Origin of the sequence: Pseudidiomarina sp., assembly GCF_048268165.1 — a bacterium.
Classification (GTDB): Bacteria; Pseudomonadota; Gammaproteobacteria; order Enterobacterales; family Alteromonadaceae; genus Pseudidiomarina.
The window spans coordinates 76,796-92,191 of sequence record NZ_JBLWWA010000001.1 but is presented as its reverse complement, the minus strand read 5'-3'; the positions used below and the strand labels follow the sequence as shown (position 1 = coordinate 92,191).

The 15,396-nt window shown below is 47.5% G+C and carries 19 protein-coding genes; 1 reads left to right on the top strand and 18 read right to left on the bottom strand.

Annotated features, from left to right (window positions below; genetic code table 11):
• Positions 1 to 48: 48 nt before the first annotated feature.
• The 17 genes from ACN0UY_RS00445 to ACN0UY_RS00365 all read right to left on the bottom strand — a co-directional run bounded on the left by ACN0UY_RS00445 (position 49) and on the right by ACN0UY_RS00365 (position 13,350).
• Complete coding sequence (locus tag ACN0UY_RS00445; protein ID WP_417664866.1) at positions 49 to 1,404, bottom strand: carbohydrate porin; 1,356 nt, start codon at positions 1,402 to 1,404, stop codon at positions 49 to 51.
• A gap of 10 nt (positions 1,405 to 1,414) precedes the next feature.
• The gene (locus ACN0UY_RS00440) at positions 1,415 to 3,391 is read right to left on the bottom strand and encodes a BCCT family transporter (protein ID WP_417664865.1); all 1,977 of its coding nucleotides are present in this window, start codon (positions 3,389 to 3,391) and stop codon (positions 1,415 to 1,417) included.
• 127 nt (positions 3,392 to 3,518) lie between these two features.
• On the bottom strand, positions 3,519 to 3,782 hold the full coding sequence (gene rpsQ, locus ACN0UY_RS00435; RefSeq protein WP_128352015.1) for a 30S ribosomal protein S17: 264 nt from the start codon (positions 3,780 to 3,782) through the stop codon (positions 3,519 to 3,521).
• The gene (gene rpmC / locus ACN0UY_RS00430; RefSeq protein ID WP_128352016.1) at positions 3,782 to 3,973 is read right to left on the bottom strand and encodes a 50S ribosomal protein L29; all 192 of its coding nucleotides are present in this window, start codon (positions 3,971 to 3,973) and stop codon (positions 3,782 to 3,784) included. Before rpmC ends, rpsQ begins: the two co-directional genes overlap by 1 nt.
• Complete coding sequence (rplP, locus tag ACN0UY_RS00425; RefSeq protein ID WP_092854205.1) at positions 3,973 to 4,386, bottom strand: 50S ribosomal protein L16; 414 nt, start codon at positions 4,384 to 4,386, stop codon at positions 3,973 to 3,975. The genes rpmC and rplP overlap by 1 nt, the downstream gene beginning before the upstream one ends.
• 11 nt (positions 4,387 to 4,397) lie before the next feature.
• Positions 4,398 to 5,087 carry a 30S ribosomal protein S3 gene (gene rpsC / locus ACN0UY_RS00420; protein WP_128352017.1) on the bottom strand — a complete coding sequence of 230 codons (690 nt, stop codon included), beginning with the start codon at positions 5,085 to 5,087 and terminating at the stop codon, positions 4,398 to 4,400.
• Between the two features lie 11 nt (positions 5,088 to 5,098).
• On the bottom strand, positions 5,099 to 5,431 hold the full coding sequence (rplV, locus tag ACN0UY_RS00415) for a 50S ribosomal protein L22 (RefSeq protein WP_128352018.1): 333 nt from the start codon (positions 5,429 to 5,431) through the stop codon (positions 5,099 to 5,101).
• A 12-nt stretch (positions 5,432 to 5,443) separates the two neighbouring features.
• Positions 5,444 to 5,722, bottom strand: a complete 279-nt coding sequence (gene rpsS / locus ACN0UY_RS00410; RefSeq protein WP_026860408.1) for a 30S ribosomal protein S19 — start codon at positions 5,720 to 5,722, stop codon at positions 5,444 to 5,446.
• A 16-nt stretch (positions 5,723 to 5,738) separates the two neighbouring features.
• Positions 5,739 to 6,563 carry a 50S ribosomal protein L2 gene (rplB, locus tag ACN0UY_RS00405; protein WP_128352019.1) on the bottom strand — a complete coding sequence of 275 codons (825 nt, stop codon included), beginning with the start codon at positions 6,561 to 6,563 and terminating at the stop codon, positions 5,739 to 5,741.
• Between the two features lie 14 nt (positions 6,564 to 6,577).
• A complete protein-coding gene (gene rplW / locus ACN0UY_RS00400; protein WP_055438604.1) occupies positions 6,578 to 6,880 on the bottom strand; it encodes a 50S ribosomal protein L23 in 303 nt (100 codons plus the stop codon).
• Positions 6,877 to 7,482 carry a 50S ribosomal protein L4 gene (rplD, locus tag ACN0UY_RS00395; RefSeq protein ID WP_128352020.1) on the bottom strand — a complete coding sequence of 202 codons (606 nt, stop codon included), beginning with the start codon at positions 7,480 to 7,482 and terminating at the stop codon, positions 6,877 to 6,879. The genes rplW and rplD overlap by 4 nt, the downstream gene beginning before the upstream one ends.
• Positions 7,483 to 7,500: 18 nt before the next feature.
• On the bottom strand, positions 7,501 to 8,145 hold the full coding sequence (gene rplC / locus ACN0UY_RS00390; RefSeq protein WP_128352021.1) for a 50S ribosomal protein L3: 645 nt from the start codon (positions 8,143 to 8,145) through the stop codon (positions 7,501 to 7,503).
• 38 nt (positions 8,146 to 8,183) lie between these two features.
• A complete protein-coding gene (gene rpsJ / locus ACN0UY_RS00385) occupies positions 8,184 to 8,495 on the bottom strand; it encodes a 30S ribosomal protein S10 (RefSeq protein ID WP_008488677.1) in 312 nt (103 codons plus the stop codon).
• A gap of 384 nt (positions 8,496 to 8,879) precedes the next feature.
• A complete protein-coding gene (locus ACN0UY_RS00380) occupies positions 8,880 to 10,079 on the bottom strand; it encodes a dipeptidase (RefSeq protein WP_417664864.1) in 1,200 nt (399 codons plus the stop codon).
• Between the two features lie 184 nt (positions 10,080 to 10,263).
• Positions 10,264 to 10,536, bottom strand: a complete 273-nt coding sequence (locus ACN0UY_RS00375) for a hypothetical protein (RefSeq protein WP_339877798.1) — start codon at positions 10,534 to 10,536, stop codon at positions 10,264 to 10,266.
• A gap of 178 nt (positions 10,537 to 10,714) precedes the next feature.
• Entirely contained in the window at positions 10,715 to 11,743 is a 1,029-nt protein-coding gene (gene dusA, locus ACN0UY_RS00370) for a tRNA dihydrouridine(20/20a) synthase DusA (protein ID WP_417664863.1), read from the bottom strand.
• A gap of 65 nt (positions 11,744 to 11,808) precedes the next feature.
• On the bottom strand, positions 11,809 to 13,350 hold the full coding sequence (locus tag ACN0UY_RS00365; protein ID WP_417664862.1) for an amidase: 1,542 nt from the start codon (positions 13,348 to 13,350) through the stop codon (positions 11,809 to 11,811).
• Positions 13,351 to 13,419: 69 nt separating this feature from the next.
• Between ACN0UY_RS00365 and zur the strand changes: the two genes are divergently transcribed.
• Entirely contained in the window at positions 13,420 to 13,860 is a 441-nt protein-coding gene (gene zur, locus ACN0UY_RS00360) for a zinc uptake transcriptional repressor Zur (protein ID WP_417664861.1), read from the top strand.
• Positions 13,861 to 13,884: 24 nt separating this feature from the next.
• On the opposite strand, the gene dnaB is transcribed toward zur, so the two are convergent.
• Positions 13,885 to 15,297 (bottom strand): replicative DNA helicase, encoded by a 1,413-nt coding sequence (dnaB, locus tag ACN0UY_RS00355; protein WP_417659505.1) that lies wholly within the window; start codon positions 15,295 to 15,297, stop codon positions 13,885 to 13,887.
• Between the last annotated feature and the right edge of the window lie 99 nt (positions 15,298 to 15,396).

Here is a 15,396-nt window from a genome sequence, read left to right as displayed (position 1 = left end):
CCTCAACTTAAACAACTGTTTGAATAAGGCCACTGTACTCATTTTTACTTAAAAATAATAGCCTATATTGATGTTGAATCGCGTGTTGGTGTCTTTCGCATCACCACTCATAGAGCCACCTACAAACGGCTGATTTCTGGCGGTTACCAAGTCAAAATAAGTATATAGCCCCCCCGCCGCGACCGCAAAACCAAGCACATTCATTATCGTATCTTCGGTATACAAGCGTTTATCTGTCATCAAACTGAAATCATTGTAAAACGTTAAGTTGGTCACAGGGCCCCATTTTACTGGCATGCTGTATGCAATATTCGCCGTATAAAGTGTTGCCTTGCTCGGTATCGTATCAAAGTAGTTGTAGGCGCCAACAACAATACCTATATCCGGTACATCCATGTCGTAGTCGTACTGGGACACCTGTCCCATAAATGTCCAGCGATCATAATTATAAAGCCCATGCAGCGCCCAAGCTGAACGTTCGCCGACATTATCAATGCCATCGTTCATATCACCCCATTGCAATGACGCGCCGAATTCTGCCGAACTGAGTTCGTCTAGGGTCCATTTTCGAACGCCACGTAATGCCCAACTGTTGGTTTCCGCAGCTAGCGCAGCGGGGTCATCATAGATGCCCTCACCGGCGACACGAAGTCCGACAGCATCGTATGCATAGCGGTCTGATTTATTGGTCGCTAAGCCATCCGCACCACCGAGTTCATCGGACTTGAAAAAGGCAATATCGAAATCCCAGTCGGCATCGCGATAGCGCATTTTGGCGCCCATATCATGGTCATCCTCAAGCCCAACGTAGAAATTAGAACTAAAGAAATAACTGTTCGAATTATAAGGCGTATTGCCAAATGGTACCTTGGTGACGCCAAGTTGGCCCTGCCAGTTGTCTGTGAAGTTGTAGCCAACCCATGCGTGCTGCACAACGTCCATGTATTGGAACCAGCGATACTGCGCTGACAACACTACATCACCTATTTCGCCGCTGTAATCAATGCGGATTAAATCAAAATCAAAGTCACCGCCGCGATCTTTTATCGGGTCGTTATAATCCTCCCAAACATACTGTGTGCGAACCGCTCCACCGATTCGAATCGGATCATTCTCAGCATTCTCTAAATCTTCTTCTAAACGCTCAACGCGTGCCGCCAGCGCCGAGTTTTTGACTTCGCGACGCGGCGCAAACGCTTCTTCCTGCTCTTGATTGGCTGACTCCGATGCGGTTTGTTCCTGCGCAACGCGCTGCTCAAGGTCGAGCACACGTTGCTTCAGCTGTTCAATCTGGTTGAGGAGTTGCTGCAGCTCCTCTGCACTGCTGCGCTCGGCATTTTGAGCTAACGCAGTTGGCACTATTAATGCAGCCGCGACCGATACCGCTATGATTTTAAGCTTCATAGTCAACTCCTTAACGTAGTACATGCAAGAAATGCATGTGCTTGTGATAGTGATCAATAATGTCGCCAATCACAGCATCGCGTGACCAACCAAGAATGTCGTAGTCTTGACCACCTTCGCGTAAATGAACCTCTGCCCGATAGTATTTTTGCTCTTCTGGTGCATCCGTTGGGTCTGCATCAGTTTCCGAGAAAACAAACGCTGGCTGAATATGAGAAGACAACTGAACATGGTAAATAAAGTCAATTTCATCACCATGGATAACGCGGAATATTTTAATATTCTTATCGTCGCCTTGTAGCTGGACGGTTAAACCACTGGCTTCCATTTCCTTCGCTACCTCGGCAAATGCAGGCTCCACAACTTGCAATAAAAAGCGCTGGCCAACCGACTGACTTGGAAAGTCTATAATATTGTGTAACCGCTCGCGCCAGTTCTTATTGCTCGATGCTGACGCTGTCAGATAGTTATTTTGTAAGGTATCTTTTTTATGAACATCAACGCGTAAGGCACGGATCAACCCGTAAGTAGCAATGAGTAGAATCACGGTAAATGGAAGTGCACTGGCTATCGTCATTGTCTGCAGCGCACCTAACCCACCAGCAAGCAGCAGCACAATGGCGACAATACCTTCCCCACTCGCCCAAAAAATACGCTGCCAAGCAGGCGTATCATCGCGACCATTGGAGCACAGCATATCCACAACCATTGACCCCGAATCCGACGAGGTGACAAAGAAAACCACGACCATCAACGTAGCAATAACGCTTAGCACTCCGCTCCAGGGAAATTGTTCCAGAAAAGCGAATAGTGCGATTGATACATCGTTTTGGACCATTTCGCCCAGTGACGTTACTCCCTTATTAAGGATCATATCAATGGCCGAGTTACCGAAGAAGGTCATCCACATGAGAGTAAAGCCTGTAGGCACCAGCAGCACACCAAGTACAAACTCTCGAATGGTGCGACCGCGCGAAACGCGCGCAATAAACAACCCTACAAATGGTGCCCAACTTAACCACCAGCCCCAATAGAAAACTGTCCAACCGCCAATCCAGTCGGTTTTTTCGTAGGCAAATAGATTAAAGGTATTGTTGACTAGTTCAGAAACGTAAGAGCCTGTGTTTTGCACGAAAGCCTGCAGTAAGAACACAGTTGGCCCCAATATCAATACGATAACGAGCAATATAATTGCGAGTATCATATTCAGCTCTGACAACCGGCGGATACCTTTATCCAACCCGGTCGTTACTGAGATAACAGCCAGTAAAGTGACACCAACAATGAGTAACACCTGAACCGTATCTGATACCGGTACATCAAACAGGTAATTAATACCGGCATTAATTTGGGTGACACCATAGCCCAGCGACGTGGCCACACCGAATACTGTTCCTATAACTGCAAAAACATCCACAACATTACCGATAGGCCCGTAAATTCGGTCACCGATCATGGGATAAAGTGCTGAACGCAGGGTTAATGGCAGCCCATGACGGTAGGCAAAAAAAGCAAGAATTAGCGCCACAATTGCATAAATTGCCCACGCATGAAGCCCCCAGTGAAAGAAGGTTATCTTCATCGCTTCCCGGGCTGCCTCAACCGAGCCGGGGTCGCCAACTGGAGGCGCTAGAAAATGCATAACAGGCTCAGCAACACCGAAGAACATCAACCCGATTCCCATGCCTGCTGAAAACAACATCGAGAACCAAGATAAATTTGAATAGTCCGGCTCCGAATGGTCAGGGCCGAGCTTAATTGTACCCATACGGGAAAATCCGAGGTACAAAACACTAAGGAGAATTATTGCGACCGCAAGTACGTAAAACCAACTGCCGTTCTCAATTATGGCTGACTGAATAGTCTGAAACCAGGAGTCCGCTGTTTCTGGAGCAATGGCAGCGAACAAAAGAATTGCAACAATTAGACCTGCTGCACTGAAGAATACTGGGGGATTTAAACGGGCCGGCTCTCGGATGTCGGTCATCGTATCTCCTTGGCTGAATTGAAAAACTCCTACCCAGTATAACCATACTTTACTGCTTTTTCCTGCCTGCAAAAAAAAACGGCCTCCCGAAGGAAGCCGTTTATATTACACGTTTATTGGTAATCGGTTAGATTACTAATGCGCGCTCTACAATTTCAACAAGTGCCCAAGTCTTAGTCTTGGATACTGGGCGCGTCTCGCGAACAATCACGGTATCGCCAGTTTTACACTCATTGTTTTCGTCGTGTGCGTGCAATTTCGTGGTACGGGTAATGTACTTACCATATACCGGATGTTTAACACGGCGAGTTACCGCAACAGTGATGGACTTGTCCATCTTATCGCTGGTTACACGACCTTGCAGAGTACGAACACGTTTTTCTTCAGCCATTACGCACCTGCCTTCTCAGTCAGAATAGTCTTCACACGTGCGATATCACGACGCACTTGCTTCAACATGTGGGTTTGATTCAGCTGACCAGTTGCTGCTTGCATGCGCAGATTAAACTGCTCACGACGCAAACCCAGCAATTCTTCTTGCAGCTGCTCAACGGTTTTTTCTTTCAGTTCGCTAGCTTTCATTACATCACCGTCCGAGTTACAAAGGTGGTTTTGAATGGCAGCTTACGTGCCGCAAGGTCAAACGCTTCACGCGCCAACTCTTCCGAAACACCGTCCATTTCATACAGGACACGACCTGGCTGAATTTGAGCTACCCAGTATTCCACGCTACCTTTACCTTTACCCATACGCACTTCAAGAGGCTTTTGAGTAATTGGCTTATCAGGGAACACGCGGATCCAGATCTTACCTTGACGTTTCACGTGACGCGTCATGGCACGACGAGCCGCTTCGATTTGGCGAGCTGTCATACGACCGCGCTCAACCGATTTTAAACCGAAAGTACCGAAGCTGACTTTGTTACCTGCTTGCGCCAGGCCGCGGTTACGGCCCTTGTGTACCTTACGGAATTTAGTACGCTTTGGTTGTAACATATCGTATCTCCTTACTTACGGCCTTTAGGGCGTTTTGCTGGAGCTGCTGGTTTTTCCTCAGCAACAGGCATACCGCCAAGAACTTCGCCTTTGAAGATCCATACTTTGATACCAATGATACCGTAAGTGGTGTTAGCTTCAGCGGTTGAATAATCGATGTCTGCACGCAATGTGTGCAATGGAACTCGACCTTCACGGTACCATTCGGTACGTGCGATTTCCGCGCCGCCTAAACGGCCGCTAACTTCTACTTTGATACCTTTGGCGCCAAGACGCATTGCGTTCTGAACCGCGCGCTTCATAGCACGACGGAACATTACACGGCGCACTAGCTGGCCAGCGATATTTTCAGCAACCAGTTGTGAGTCAAGCTCAGGCTTGCGCACTTCTGAGATGTTGATTTGCGCAGGAACACCAGTCAGTTTTGAAACTGCTTGACGCAATTTCTCAACGTCTTCGCCTTTCTTACCAATCACAACGCCTGGACGGGCTGTGTGGATAGTCACGCGGATGCTCTTGGCAGGACGCTCGATGACGATGCGAGAAACTGACGCGCTGGCCAATTTTTCGTTCAACATCTTACGAACCAAATGATCACTGTGCAGGTTATCAGCAAAATCTTTCGTATTCGCGAACCAGGTTGAATTCCATGGTTTGGTGATACCTAGGCGAATACCATTAGGATGTACTTTCTGACCCATAATTTTATCTCCTAGCTATCTGATACAACCACAGTAATGTGGCTGGTACGCTTTAAGATACGATCAGCACGACCTTTCGCACGAGGCTTGATGCGTTTCATGGTTGGACCTTCGTCTACCATGATTTTAGCAACTTTTAACTCGTCGATGTCGGCACCTTCGTTGTGTTCAGCATTCGCAATCGCTGACTCCAACACCTTTTTCAACAGCAATGCTGCGTCTTTAGGGCTGTAGTTCAAAACGTCCAGCGCTTTCGCTACTGGTAAACCGCGAATCTGATCCGCTACCAAACGCCCTTTTTGCGCAGAAAGCTTGGCAAACTTGTGAATAGCAATAGCTTCCATCTCATGTCTCCCTTAGCGTTTCTTCGCTTTCTTATCAGCGGCGTGGCCACGATAAGTGCGTGTTGGTGCGAATTCACCAAGCTTGTGACCAATCATTTCGTCAGAAACGAAAACTGGCACGTGCTGGCGACCATTATGAACAGCGATTGTTAAGCCGATCATATCAGGGATAATCATTGAACGACGGGACCAAGTTTTAATTGGCTTTTTGTCCCCGGCTTCCAACGCTTTCTCCACCTTGTTAAGTAGGTGAAGGTCTATAAATGGACCTTTTTTAAGAGAACGTGGCATGTTAGATCCTCAACTCTTATTTGTTGCGACGACGTACGATGAACTTATCTGTACGCTTGTTCTTACGGGTCTTATAACCCTTAGTCGGAGTACCCCATGGGGTAACCGGATGACGACCACCTGAAGTACGACCTTCACCACCACCATGTGGGTGATCAACTGGGTTCATTGCCACACCGCGAACGGTAGGACGAACACCACGCCAGCGCGTTGCACCGGCTTTACCCAATTGACGCAGCATGTGTTCTGCGTTGCCTACTTCACCGATGGTTGCACGGCAGTCCGACTGAATTCGGCGCATTTCGCCAGAACGCAGACGTACAGTAACGTACGCGCCGTCACGAGCTAGAAGCTGTACTGACGCACCAGCTGAACGAGCCAGCTGAGCACCTTTACCAGGCTTCATTTCGATAGCGTGTATTACTGAACCCACTGGAATGTTACGCAGTGGCAGTGTGTTACCGCTTTTGATCGGTGCATCTGAACCAGAAGCTACTTTATCACCAGCCTTCATGCCTTTTGGAGCAAGAATGTAGCGACGTTCGCCATCTGCATACAGAATCAAAGCGATGTTCGCTGAACGGTTTGGATCATATTCCAAACGCTCAACTTTCGCTGGGATGCCGTCTTTATCGCGTTTAAAGTCGACCATACGGTAGTGATGCTTGTGACCACCGCCAATGTGACGAACTGTAATGCGACCATTGTTATTACGACCACCTTTCTTGTTGTTTTTATCCAACAATGGGGCGTAAGGCTTACCTTTGTACAGGTCTTCGTTAACCACTTTAACGACGTGGCGACGACCTGGAGACGTAGGCTTACACTTAACTAATGCCATGTGAATTCCTCCTGTTACTCAGCGCCGCCGACGAAGTCGATGTCCGCACCTTCTTTCAGTGTGACATACGCTTTTTTCCAGTCGCTGCGCTTACCGAAGCGAGCGCCGGTACGTTTGGTTTTGCCTTTTACGTTCACAGTGCGAACGCCTTCAACTTCAACTTCAAACAACTTTTCTACCGCTGCTTTAATTTGAGGTTTAGTTGCGTCTTTCGCTACTTTGAACACGACAGTGTTAGCTGTTTCTGCAGTCGTAGTAGACTTCTCAGAAACGTGAGGAGCAAGAATTACAGTCAGCAAACGTTCTTCGCGCATCATGATAATACCTCCTCGATTTGCTTCACTGCGTCAGCAGTCATCAAAACTTTTTCAAAAGCAATCAGGCTTACTGGGTCAAGACCTTGAACATCGCGAACGTCAACTTTATGCAAGTTGCGTGCGGCTAAGAACAAATTCTCTTCCACTTCTTTAGTCACGATAAGAACGTCGTTCAAATCCATTGACTTAAGCTGAGCTGCTAATGCTTTAGTTTTTGGTGAATCAACACCAAACTTCTCTACCACGATTAAACGATCTTGACGAACAAGTTCAGACAAGATGCTTTTCATTGCACCGCGGTACATTTTCTTATTTACTTTTTGGTCGTGGCTGCGTGGTTTCGCTGCAAACGTCGTACCACCAGAGCGCCAAATTGGGCTGCGGATAGTACCTGCGCGAGCACGGCCAGTACCTTTCTGACGCCATGGCTTTTTGCCACCGCCAGATACTTCAGAACGCGTCTTTTGTGCCTTGGTGCCCTGACGAGCGCCTGCAGCATAAGCAACGACTACCTGATGAATCAGAGCTTCGTTGAACTCACGTCCAAAGGTAGCTTCGGAAACTTCAAGAGCGCCTTTTGCGTCTTTTAATGTTAATTCCATCACCATTCTCCTCAGACGTTACGCCTTTGCCTTGACTGCTGGCTTAACGATTACATCGCCGCCAATAGCACCAGGGACAGCACCACGAATCAGCAACAAGCCACGCTCTGCGTCTACGCGTACTACGTCAAGCGTTTGTACGGTAATTTGCTTGTTACCCATCTGACCTGCCATCTTTTTGCCCTTGAATACCCGACCCGGAGACTGGTTCTGACCGATAGAACCCGGCGCACGATGCGACAACGAGTTACCATGGGTAGCGTCTTGAGTACGGAAATTCCAGCGCTTAACAGCACCTTGGAAACCTTTACCTTTAGAGGTACCGGTAACGTCTACTTTTTTGGTGTCCGCAAAAATTTCTACAGTGATTTCTGAACCCACTGCATAATCATCACCTTCACCGTTCTCTAGGCGGAATTCCCAGAGACCGCGACCTGCTTCGACACCCGCTTTCGCGAAGTGACCAGCAAGTGGTTTAGTAACGCGGTTTGCTTTTTTTGTACCTGCAGTCACTTGAAGCGCGCGGTAACCGTCAGTTTCCTCAGTTTTCACCTGAGTCACACGGTTTGCTGTCACTTCGATCACAGTAACAGGTACAGAAGCGCCGTCTTCTTGGAAGACGCGAGTCATTCCTACTTTACGACCGACTAGACCAATAGCCATTGTTAAAACCTCTCGTGTGTAATCCTATTACTGTCCGCTTAACCCAGGCTGATCTGAACATCAACGCCCGCCGCAAGATCCAAACGCATTAACGCGTCTACAGTCTTGTCAGTTGGGTCCATGATGTCGATCAAACGCTTGTGGGTACGGATTTCGTACTGGTCACGCGCATCTTTGTTCACGTGTGGTGAAATCAACACAGTGAAACGTTCTTTGCGCGTTGGCAGTGGGATTGGGCCACGTACCTGAGCACCAGTGCGTTTTGCAGTCTCAACGATTTCTGCAGTCGACTGGTCAATCAGACGATGATCGAACGCTTTCAAGCGAATCCGAATTCTTTGATTAGCCATAAAAATCAAAGCCTCAATTAATAAAGAGCATTTAAAAAAGAGCACAGAAAAAAACCGACACCCTGGCAGCATACCGGGCGTGGCATTTTCAACGAAAAATCCATTCAATCCCCTATCGGGACTGCTGTGGCAACCAACTACCAGCGTTGAAATCCTTTACGGGGATCAACACTGTGGCCGCGAATTATACGCTTTTGAAGGGAAAAAGCAACATCGATGTTCGTTATTCGTTACTCGTTATTCGTTATTCGTTATTCGTTATTGGTTGGTCGTGGAAAAGAAAAATCTCCGCGCACTGAGTGTGGCGGAGATTTTTTGTTTACGCTTTTGGTGTTTCGCTTTTTCGATTAACGATTAACGAATAACGAATAACGCTCTTGGTTCTTAATGTTTCGCTGCGTAGTCTTCCGCTTCGCGCCATACACGAACAAAGTTTCTGTATAATATTTTTTCGATATCAGCTTCGCTGTAACCCCGGTCAAGTAGACCTTGCACCAAGTTTGGATAGGTTGTTACATCCTTTAAGCCAACTGGCAATGAATCGCCTACCCCATCGTAGTCAGAACCAATACCGATATAATCGATACCCACTAGGTTTTTCACGTGGTCAATGTGATCAAGAACTTCTTCGAGTGTGGCATATGGGAACGGGTTTTTGGCACGCACTTCAGCGATACGCTTTTCAGCCTCATCAGAACCTTCACCAAACTGTTCATTAATAGCGGCAATTTGCTTGCGTACAATGTCACCGTAACGATTCGCTTGTTGCGTCACAAACGATGAACCGAAATTGATCATAATGACACCGCCATTTTTGGCGAGGCCCTTGATCATCTCGTCGCTCATGTTGCGTTCAAATCCAGGAGTGTACGTGCGCAACGATGAGTGCGATGCAATAACCGGTACTTCTGATATTTCGACGGCCTGCCAAAACGCTTCATCCGATACGTGCGAAATATCAACCATCACACCGACTTTATTCATTTCTTTGACCAGCTCTTTACCGAACGGGCTCAAACCATTCCACTGACGTCGAATATCATAGGACGAGTCTGAGATATGGTTCGACTGGCTATGCGCCAACGTAATATAACGAATACCACGATTGTAGAATTCGTATAAATTATTCATGTCACCTTCAATCGGTGAACCGTTTTCCATGCCAAGAGCGATAGAAATCACACCGCGTTCTTGTTGTTGCATGGCTTGGTCAACACTATAAGCCATCGCAAACTTGTGCGGCGCGCGCCAGGCAAGTGCTTCCATACTATCGATAAGCTGATGTGCCAATTGATAGCTCGCACCTTTAGTTTGTTCTAGTTGAGCGGGAATATAAATCGACATGAATGGGACGTTCAACCCGCCCTGTTTTGCGCGTGGATAATCAAAATCACCACGGGCTGTTGCACGCGTTACGTCTTCCCAGTCTTTGTTCAAACGATATGGCACATCGATATGGGTATCGATGATCAGATTTTTTTGTGCAATTTCATGCGCTCGCTCACTCGCGGTGTACTGCTGAGCTGCGGCTGCAGTTGTCAGGCTTAGGGCGCCGACCAAACCCAAAACAAGCGGCTTATTCACGCTGCAACTTCCTCTTTATAATAATTAAAAGTGAAGTTCAGCCTACCACATGTTTACTACGCATTCACTTGGATTTGTCGACGCTCACCGCAGTGGAAACGATAACGACCGCACCTGCAACCACTGTACCCAATACAGGGGCGGCCATCATCACAACCAACAAACTCGATTGCATCCACATCGGTTATTCCTCGTTGCCAACTAAGTAATCAGCTGCGGCTTCTGCCACGGTTGAGGCAACACGGCTTGGATTTAATGCAAATTTGAATTCAGCAAAGTACTGCACCAGCTCTAATTGGTTTTCTGCTTTAACTTGGCTGCGAGTTACTTCAACTTCCTGCTGAATGCTGCGTTGCAAAGAAGACTCCAGCACGTCGCGCGGTTGTGATTCGTTAGCAAAGGCAGAACCTGCAAATACGCTAGATAATAAAATGACTGTTGCGATAGTGGTTTTCATGGGTTATCTCCTGTAAATAAAATGACTATTTATTTAGTCGACAGGAATAATGCAAAGGTTGTGCCAACTTCCGCCTTTTGTTGCGAAACTAGGATTAAATCTATATTTTCAGTGCTTTAGACGCAAAAGAGCCGTACATGTGTACGGCTCTTCGGTTATGTATGGAACAAAAGAAATGTTAACTAACATTAGCCTCGTTAGCGAAATCGGCGACTTTTTCGGCAAAATGTAAACGTGCTTGAATAACTTCACCATATGCAGCTTCTATCACGCTACGCGCATTTCCTGCCGTTGGCCCTTGCTGGCTTAATACTTGACGCCACTTTTTGGCACCGGGCCCACCTTGAAAAAGCCCAATCATATGGCGCAGTACATGCCAAGGACGCCCACCAGTTAATACATGGGCATCGGTGTAGCGAATCATTTCTTCTAGGACATGTTCGATGTTTAATTCATGTTGTTCACCGAACAAACCGTCAAATTGGGTTAGTAGTAATGGGTTTTGATAGGCTTCTCGCCCAATCATGACACCATCTACGTACTCCAAATGATGCTTGATTTCGTCAACGGTCTTAATACCACCATTAATTGAAATGTTTAGCTCCGGGTACCGTTGCTTCATGCGATATACGCGATCATAACGCAGCGGTGGAATATCACGGTTTTGCTTCGGACTTAATCCTTTCAGCCAAGCATTGCGTGCGTGCAAGGTAAAGTGCTCGCAACCAGCGTCAATCACTGGCTCAAGGAAGGCTTGCAGATATTCGTCGCTGTCGTGTTCATCTATTCCTAGTCGCGTTTTCACTGACACCACGGTGTTAGGCGACGCAGCCTTCATAGCTTTCACACAAGCAGCGACCGTTTCAGGTTGGGCCATTAGGCAAGCGCCAAAGCTGCCATTCTGAACACGATCCGAAGGGCAGCCAACATTAATATTCACTTCTCGGTAGCCACGGTCCGCAGCTCGCACCGTGCAGTCAGCCATGGCGGTCGGGTCGCTACCACCCAGCTGCAGTACCACAGGTTGCTCCGCAGCGTTGAATTGCAAGAAGTCCATTTTACCGTGAATAATCGCGCCGGTTGTGACCATTTCAGTGTAAAGCACTGACTTTTGAGTTAATAACCGATGAAAATACCGACAGTGACGGTCCGTCCAATCGAGCATCGGCGCTATCGATATCAATTTGTCAGCATAGTTTATAGTCATCGGCTTTCTGTTTAACCTTAGTTCATCAGTTCAAATAAAACGGCGCGCGATTCTACCACTCTTGCTCAGTAAGGGCTAGCCAACACCGGTGCACGACGCGCTTGTGTTCTTGCTTCGTAACCATAAGCGGCTTCAATCAAGGTTGCTTCGCTATTTGCGGTACCAAAAAAGCTCAACCCTACCGGCATGTGGTGCACAAACCCCATCGGCACAGTGATGTGTGGGTAGCCAGCAACCGCAGCTGCGCTGCTCGCAGAACCCGTGAAATGATCGCCGTTAATAAAGTCGATTTTCCACGCTGGGGAAACTGTAGGGGCAATCAGTACATCAAGGTCGTTCGCTGATAGTACCGCATCGATGCCCTCCTCCCGCGCTTTACGACGCGCATCCTTAAGCGCTTTTTCATAGCCTTCACGATCGCTTTGGCGCGCCAGAGCCATTTCAAACAGTTCCTGACCGAACCACTTCATAGTGACACTCGATTCCGCTTTGTTCGCAGCAATCAAATCTTCAAGAGTGCTGAACTCAGGGTGTGGACTTTGCTCAAAGTAAGTGCGCAGGCCTTCTCCAAATTCATACAGCAATACCGAGTACTCATCGCCACCCCAATTGCGTCCATTCGGGAACTCCAAGTCATCAACGATAATTGCACCAGCGGCCTTCAATACCTCCAGTTGTGCATCAAATACCTGGTCGAGCTGACTGTTGTAGCCCGCTAAATCGCGCATCACACCGATGCGCTTACCTGCAAGGCCGTCACGGCGTAAATTCTCTTTATAATCTACGTTTGAGGCGAAGCTCGCTGAGTCGCGCTCATCTAAACCGCGCATCGCCATCAACAGATGCACCGCATCTGCAACACTGCGAGCAATTGGTCCGGCCGTATCTTGGCTGTGTGAAATAGGAATAATGCCGTCACGACTTAGCAAACCAACCGTTGGCTTAATGGTCACCACACCGCTAATCGCTGACGGGCAAACTAAACTCCCATCGGTCTCGGTACCTACAGCCACAGAGACAAAGTTAGCGCTTACTGCAACAGCAGAACCTGAACTCGAACCACAGGCTGTGCGGGTCGTATCATAGGGATTCTTCACTAAACCACCCAAGCTACTCCAGCCCGAAGAAGAATTGGTTGAACGAAAATTTGCCCATTCGCTTAAGTTGGCCTTACCTAGAATAATCGCGCCAGCATCGCGCAACTGCTGCACAATAAAAGCATCATCAGGCGGCATATGATCGCGCAGTAGATAAGAACCCGCTGTATTTGCTAGCCCATCAGCAGTATCGATGTTGTCTTTCAGCAATACCGGTATGCCGTGCATGGGTCCGCGGTATTTACCAGCTTCGCGTTCGGCGTCAAGCTTTGCTGCAACGTCTAACAGTTTCTCACGTTGTTGCACCGAAATAACGGCACGAAGGTTAGCACCATCGGTATTATGCTTTTCAATCTGGGTTAAATAACGCTCAACAAGCTCAACACTGGTAAGTTCACCACGCTTAAACTGCTGCTGTAACGCGTCAATTGAAGCGCCGTCTGCGGCAATAGCCACAATACTGAACGCATACAAACAAACCAACAATCCCAATTTTTTTATAGTTTTCATTGTTGCTTCCTTTAATAAGCAAATAGATGGAGCTTTGCGCCTTATGATTCCGATGGTAAACTGCGCTGTATGAACACACAAGAAACCCAACGCCTGATCAATAAGGCTGAAAAACTTTGCGAACAACGTGGTGCACGCTTAACGCCAGCGCGTCGCGAAGTGTTTGAAATATTAGCCGGTCAAGCCGGAGCTATCGGTGCTTATGATTTATTGGACAAGCTTAAAGCTGCTGTTCCGAATGCAAAGCCACCGACTATTTATCGTGCTTTGGACTTTTTGCAAGAGCAGGGTTTTGTCCACAAAATCACATCCTCCAATAGTTACGTACTTTGCACCCATTTTGACCACCAACACCCAGTACAAATGCTAATTTGTGAGCAATGCGGCTCGGTACAAGAAATTCAATCGGACGGTGTATACGACGCGTTGCGTAAGCAAGCGGAAGGTCAAGGCTTTAAAGTGGCTTCGCAATCCATAGAAGCACATGGGCTTTGTAAAGATTGTATGTAACTTGTGTCACGACAATTGCGGGCGTTAGTAACCAGGCCCGTCAGGCATATCCATCTTGGCAAGATTATCAAATCGCGAATAATGCCCTTGGAATTTAAGCTTTACGCTGCCAATCGGCCCGTTACGCTGCTTGCCAATAATAACTTCAGCAATACCACGCTCTTCACTTTCAGGGTGATAAACTTCATCACGATAGATAAACATAATCACATCGGCATCCTGCTCGATTGAACCTGATTCCCGTAAATCTGAGTTAACAGGACGCTTGTTCGTACGCTGCTCCAACGACCGGTTCAACTGTGATAGTGCCACCACAGGCACCTCGAGCTCTTTCGCTAAGGACTTCAATGAACGCGAAATTTCGGCAATTTCTAAAGTTCGGTTTTCCGATATTCCAGGTACCGTCATCAACTGCAAATAATCAACCATAATCATAGAAAGACCGCCACTCTCACGATACACCCGACGGGCGCGTGAACGAACTTCTGTTGGGGTAAGTCCTGAGGAATCGTCGATAAAGATATTGCTTTTATCTTTCAAAATATTAATGGTTGACGCAATACGAGACCACTCGTCTTCTTCCAAGCGGCCGGTTCGAATTCGAGTCTGATCAACATGGCTTAACGATGCTAGCATACGCATCATAATTTGTTCGGATGGCATCTCTAAGCTGAAAACCAGCACCGGTTTATCGGCTCGCATGGCTATGTTTTCACACAAATTCATCGCAAAGGTGGTTTTACCCATCGACGGGCGCGCGGCAACGATAATTAAATCTGAAGGCTGCAAACCAGCGGTCATCTGGTCGAGATCGTAAAACCCAGTTGATGCGCCCGTTATACCGTTATGATTTTTATTGCGGCTTAGGAAGTCGATGCGGTCGATAGTTTTTTGCAGTATCGGCGAAATGGGTTGCGGACCTTCGTTTTCGTTGGTGCGCTTTTCAGCAATTTGGAACACTTTGCTTTCTGCCAAATCCAGCAGCTCGCTAGAGGTACGGTTTTGCGTATCAAAACCTGACTCAGCAATTTCATTGGCAACTGCGATCATTTCCCGCAATACAGCGCGTTCGCGAACAATTTGCGCGTAAGCTCGAATATTAGCGGCGCTGGGTGTGTTTTTAGCAATTTCACCAAGATATGCAAAACCGCCAACATCTTGCAGTTCGGCCGATGTTTCGAGAACTTCAGATACGGTGACTAAGTCAATTGGCTGGTTACGTTCGGACAGGTGGTGCATGGCGCGGTAAATTAATCGGTGCCCACGGTGATAGAAATCATCGGAAATTAACTCGCCGGCGATGGTGTCCCAAGCTTGGTTATCAAGCATGAGTCCGCCAAGCACTGACTGTTCAGCTTCAATTGAGTGCGGGGGTGTTTTTATCGCATCAAGCTTCGCATCTTTCCGTGTTTGCTTATCGTTGCGCTTCTCTGCCATGGATATCTCAGTAACCTTAATTAGATTGTCATGCGAGACTATACAAAATGATGCAGAACGAAGGAAGCGAATCAGCTTTTATTTTTTGCTGACTCGCTT

Bases quoted from the DNA above. Each gene is read 5' to 3' on its own strand.
- rpmC (WP_128352016.1), bottom strand. From the start codon at position 3,973: ATGAAAGCTAGCGAACTGAAAGAAAAAACCGTTGAGCAGCTGCAAGAA.
- ACN0UY_RS00365 (WP_417664862.1), bottom strand. From the start codon at position 13,350: ATGAAAACTATAAAAAAATTGGGATTGTTGGTTTGTTTGTATGCGTTC.
- zur (WP_417664861.1), top strand. From the start codon at position 13,420: ATGAACACACAAGAAACCCAACGCCTGATCAATAAGGCTGAAAAACTT.
- rplB (WP_128352019.1), bottom strand. From the start codon at position 6,563: ATGGCATTAGTTAAGTGTAAGCCTACGTCTCCAGGTCGTCGCCACGTC.
- dusA (WP_417664863.1), bottom strand. From the start codon at position 11,743: ATGACTATAAACTATGCTGACAAATTGATATCGATAGCGCCGATGCTC.
- ACN0UY_RS00375 (WP_339877798.1), bottom strand. From the start codon at position 10,536: ATGAAAACCACTATCGCAACAGTCATTTTATTATCTAGCGTATTTGCA.
- rplD (WP_128352020.1), bottom strand. From the start codon at position 7,482: ATGGAATTAACATTAAAAGACGCAAAAGGCGCTCTTGAAGTTTCCGAA.
- rpsC (WP_128352017.1), bottom strand. From the start codon at position 5,087: ATGGGTCAGAAAGTACATCCTAATGGTATTCGCCTAGGTATCACCAAA.
- rplV (WP_128352018.1), bottom strand. From the start codon at position 5,431: ATGGAAGCTATTGCTATTCACAAGTTTGCCAAGCTTTCTGCGCAAAAA.
- dnaB (WP_417659505.1), bottom strand. From the start codon at position 15,297: ATGGCAGAGAAGCGCAACGATAAGCAAACACGGAAAGATGCGAAGCTT.
- rpsQ (WP_128352015.1), bottom strand. From the start codon at position 3,782: ATGGCTGAAGAAAAACGTGTTCGTACTCTGCAAGGTCGTGTAACCAGC.
- rpsS (WP_026860408.1), bottom strand. From the start codon at position 5,722: ATGCCACGTTCTCTTAAAAAAGGTCCATTTATAGACCTTCACCTACTT.
- rplP (WP_092854205.1), bottom strand. From the start codon at position 4,386: ATGTTACAACCAAAGCGTACTAAATTCCGTAAGGTACACAAGGGCCGT.
- rplC (WP_128352021.1), bottom strand. From the start codon at position 8,145: ATGGCTATTGGTCTAGTCGGTCGTAAAGTAGGAATGACTCGCGTCTTC.
- ACN0UY_RS00445 (WP_417664866.1), bottom strand. From the start codon at position 1,404: ATGAAGCTTAAAATCATAGCGGTATCGGTCGCGGCTGCATTAATAGTG.
- rpsJ (WP_008488677.1), bottom strand. From the start codon at position 8,495: ATGGCTAATCAAAGAATTCGGATTCGCTTGAAAGCGTTCGATCATCGT.
- ACN0UY_RS00440 (WP_417664865.1), bottom strand. From the start codon at position 3,391: ATGACCGACATCCGAGAGCCGGCCCGTTTAAATCCCCCAGTATTCTTC.
- rplW (WP_055438604.1), bottom strand. From the start codon at position 6,880: ATGATGCGCGAAGAACGTTTGCTGACTGTAATTCTTGCTCCTCACGTT.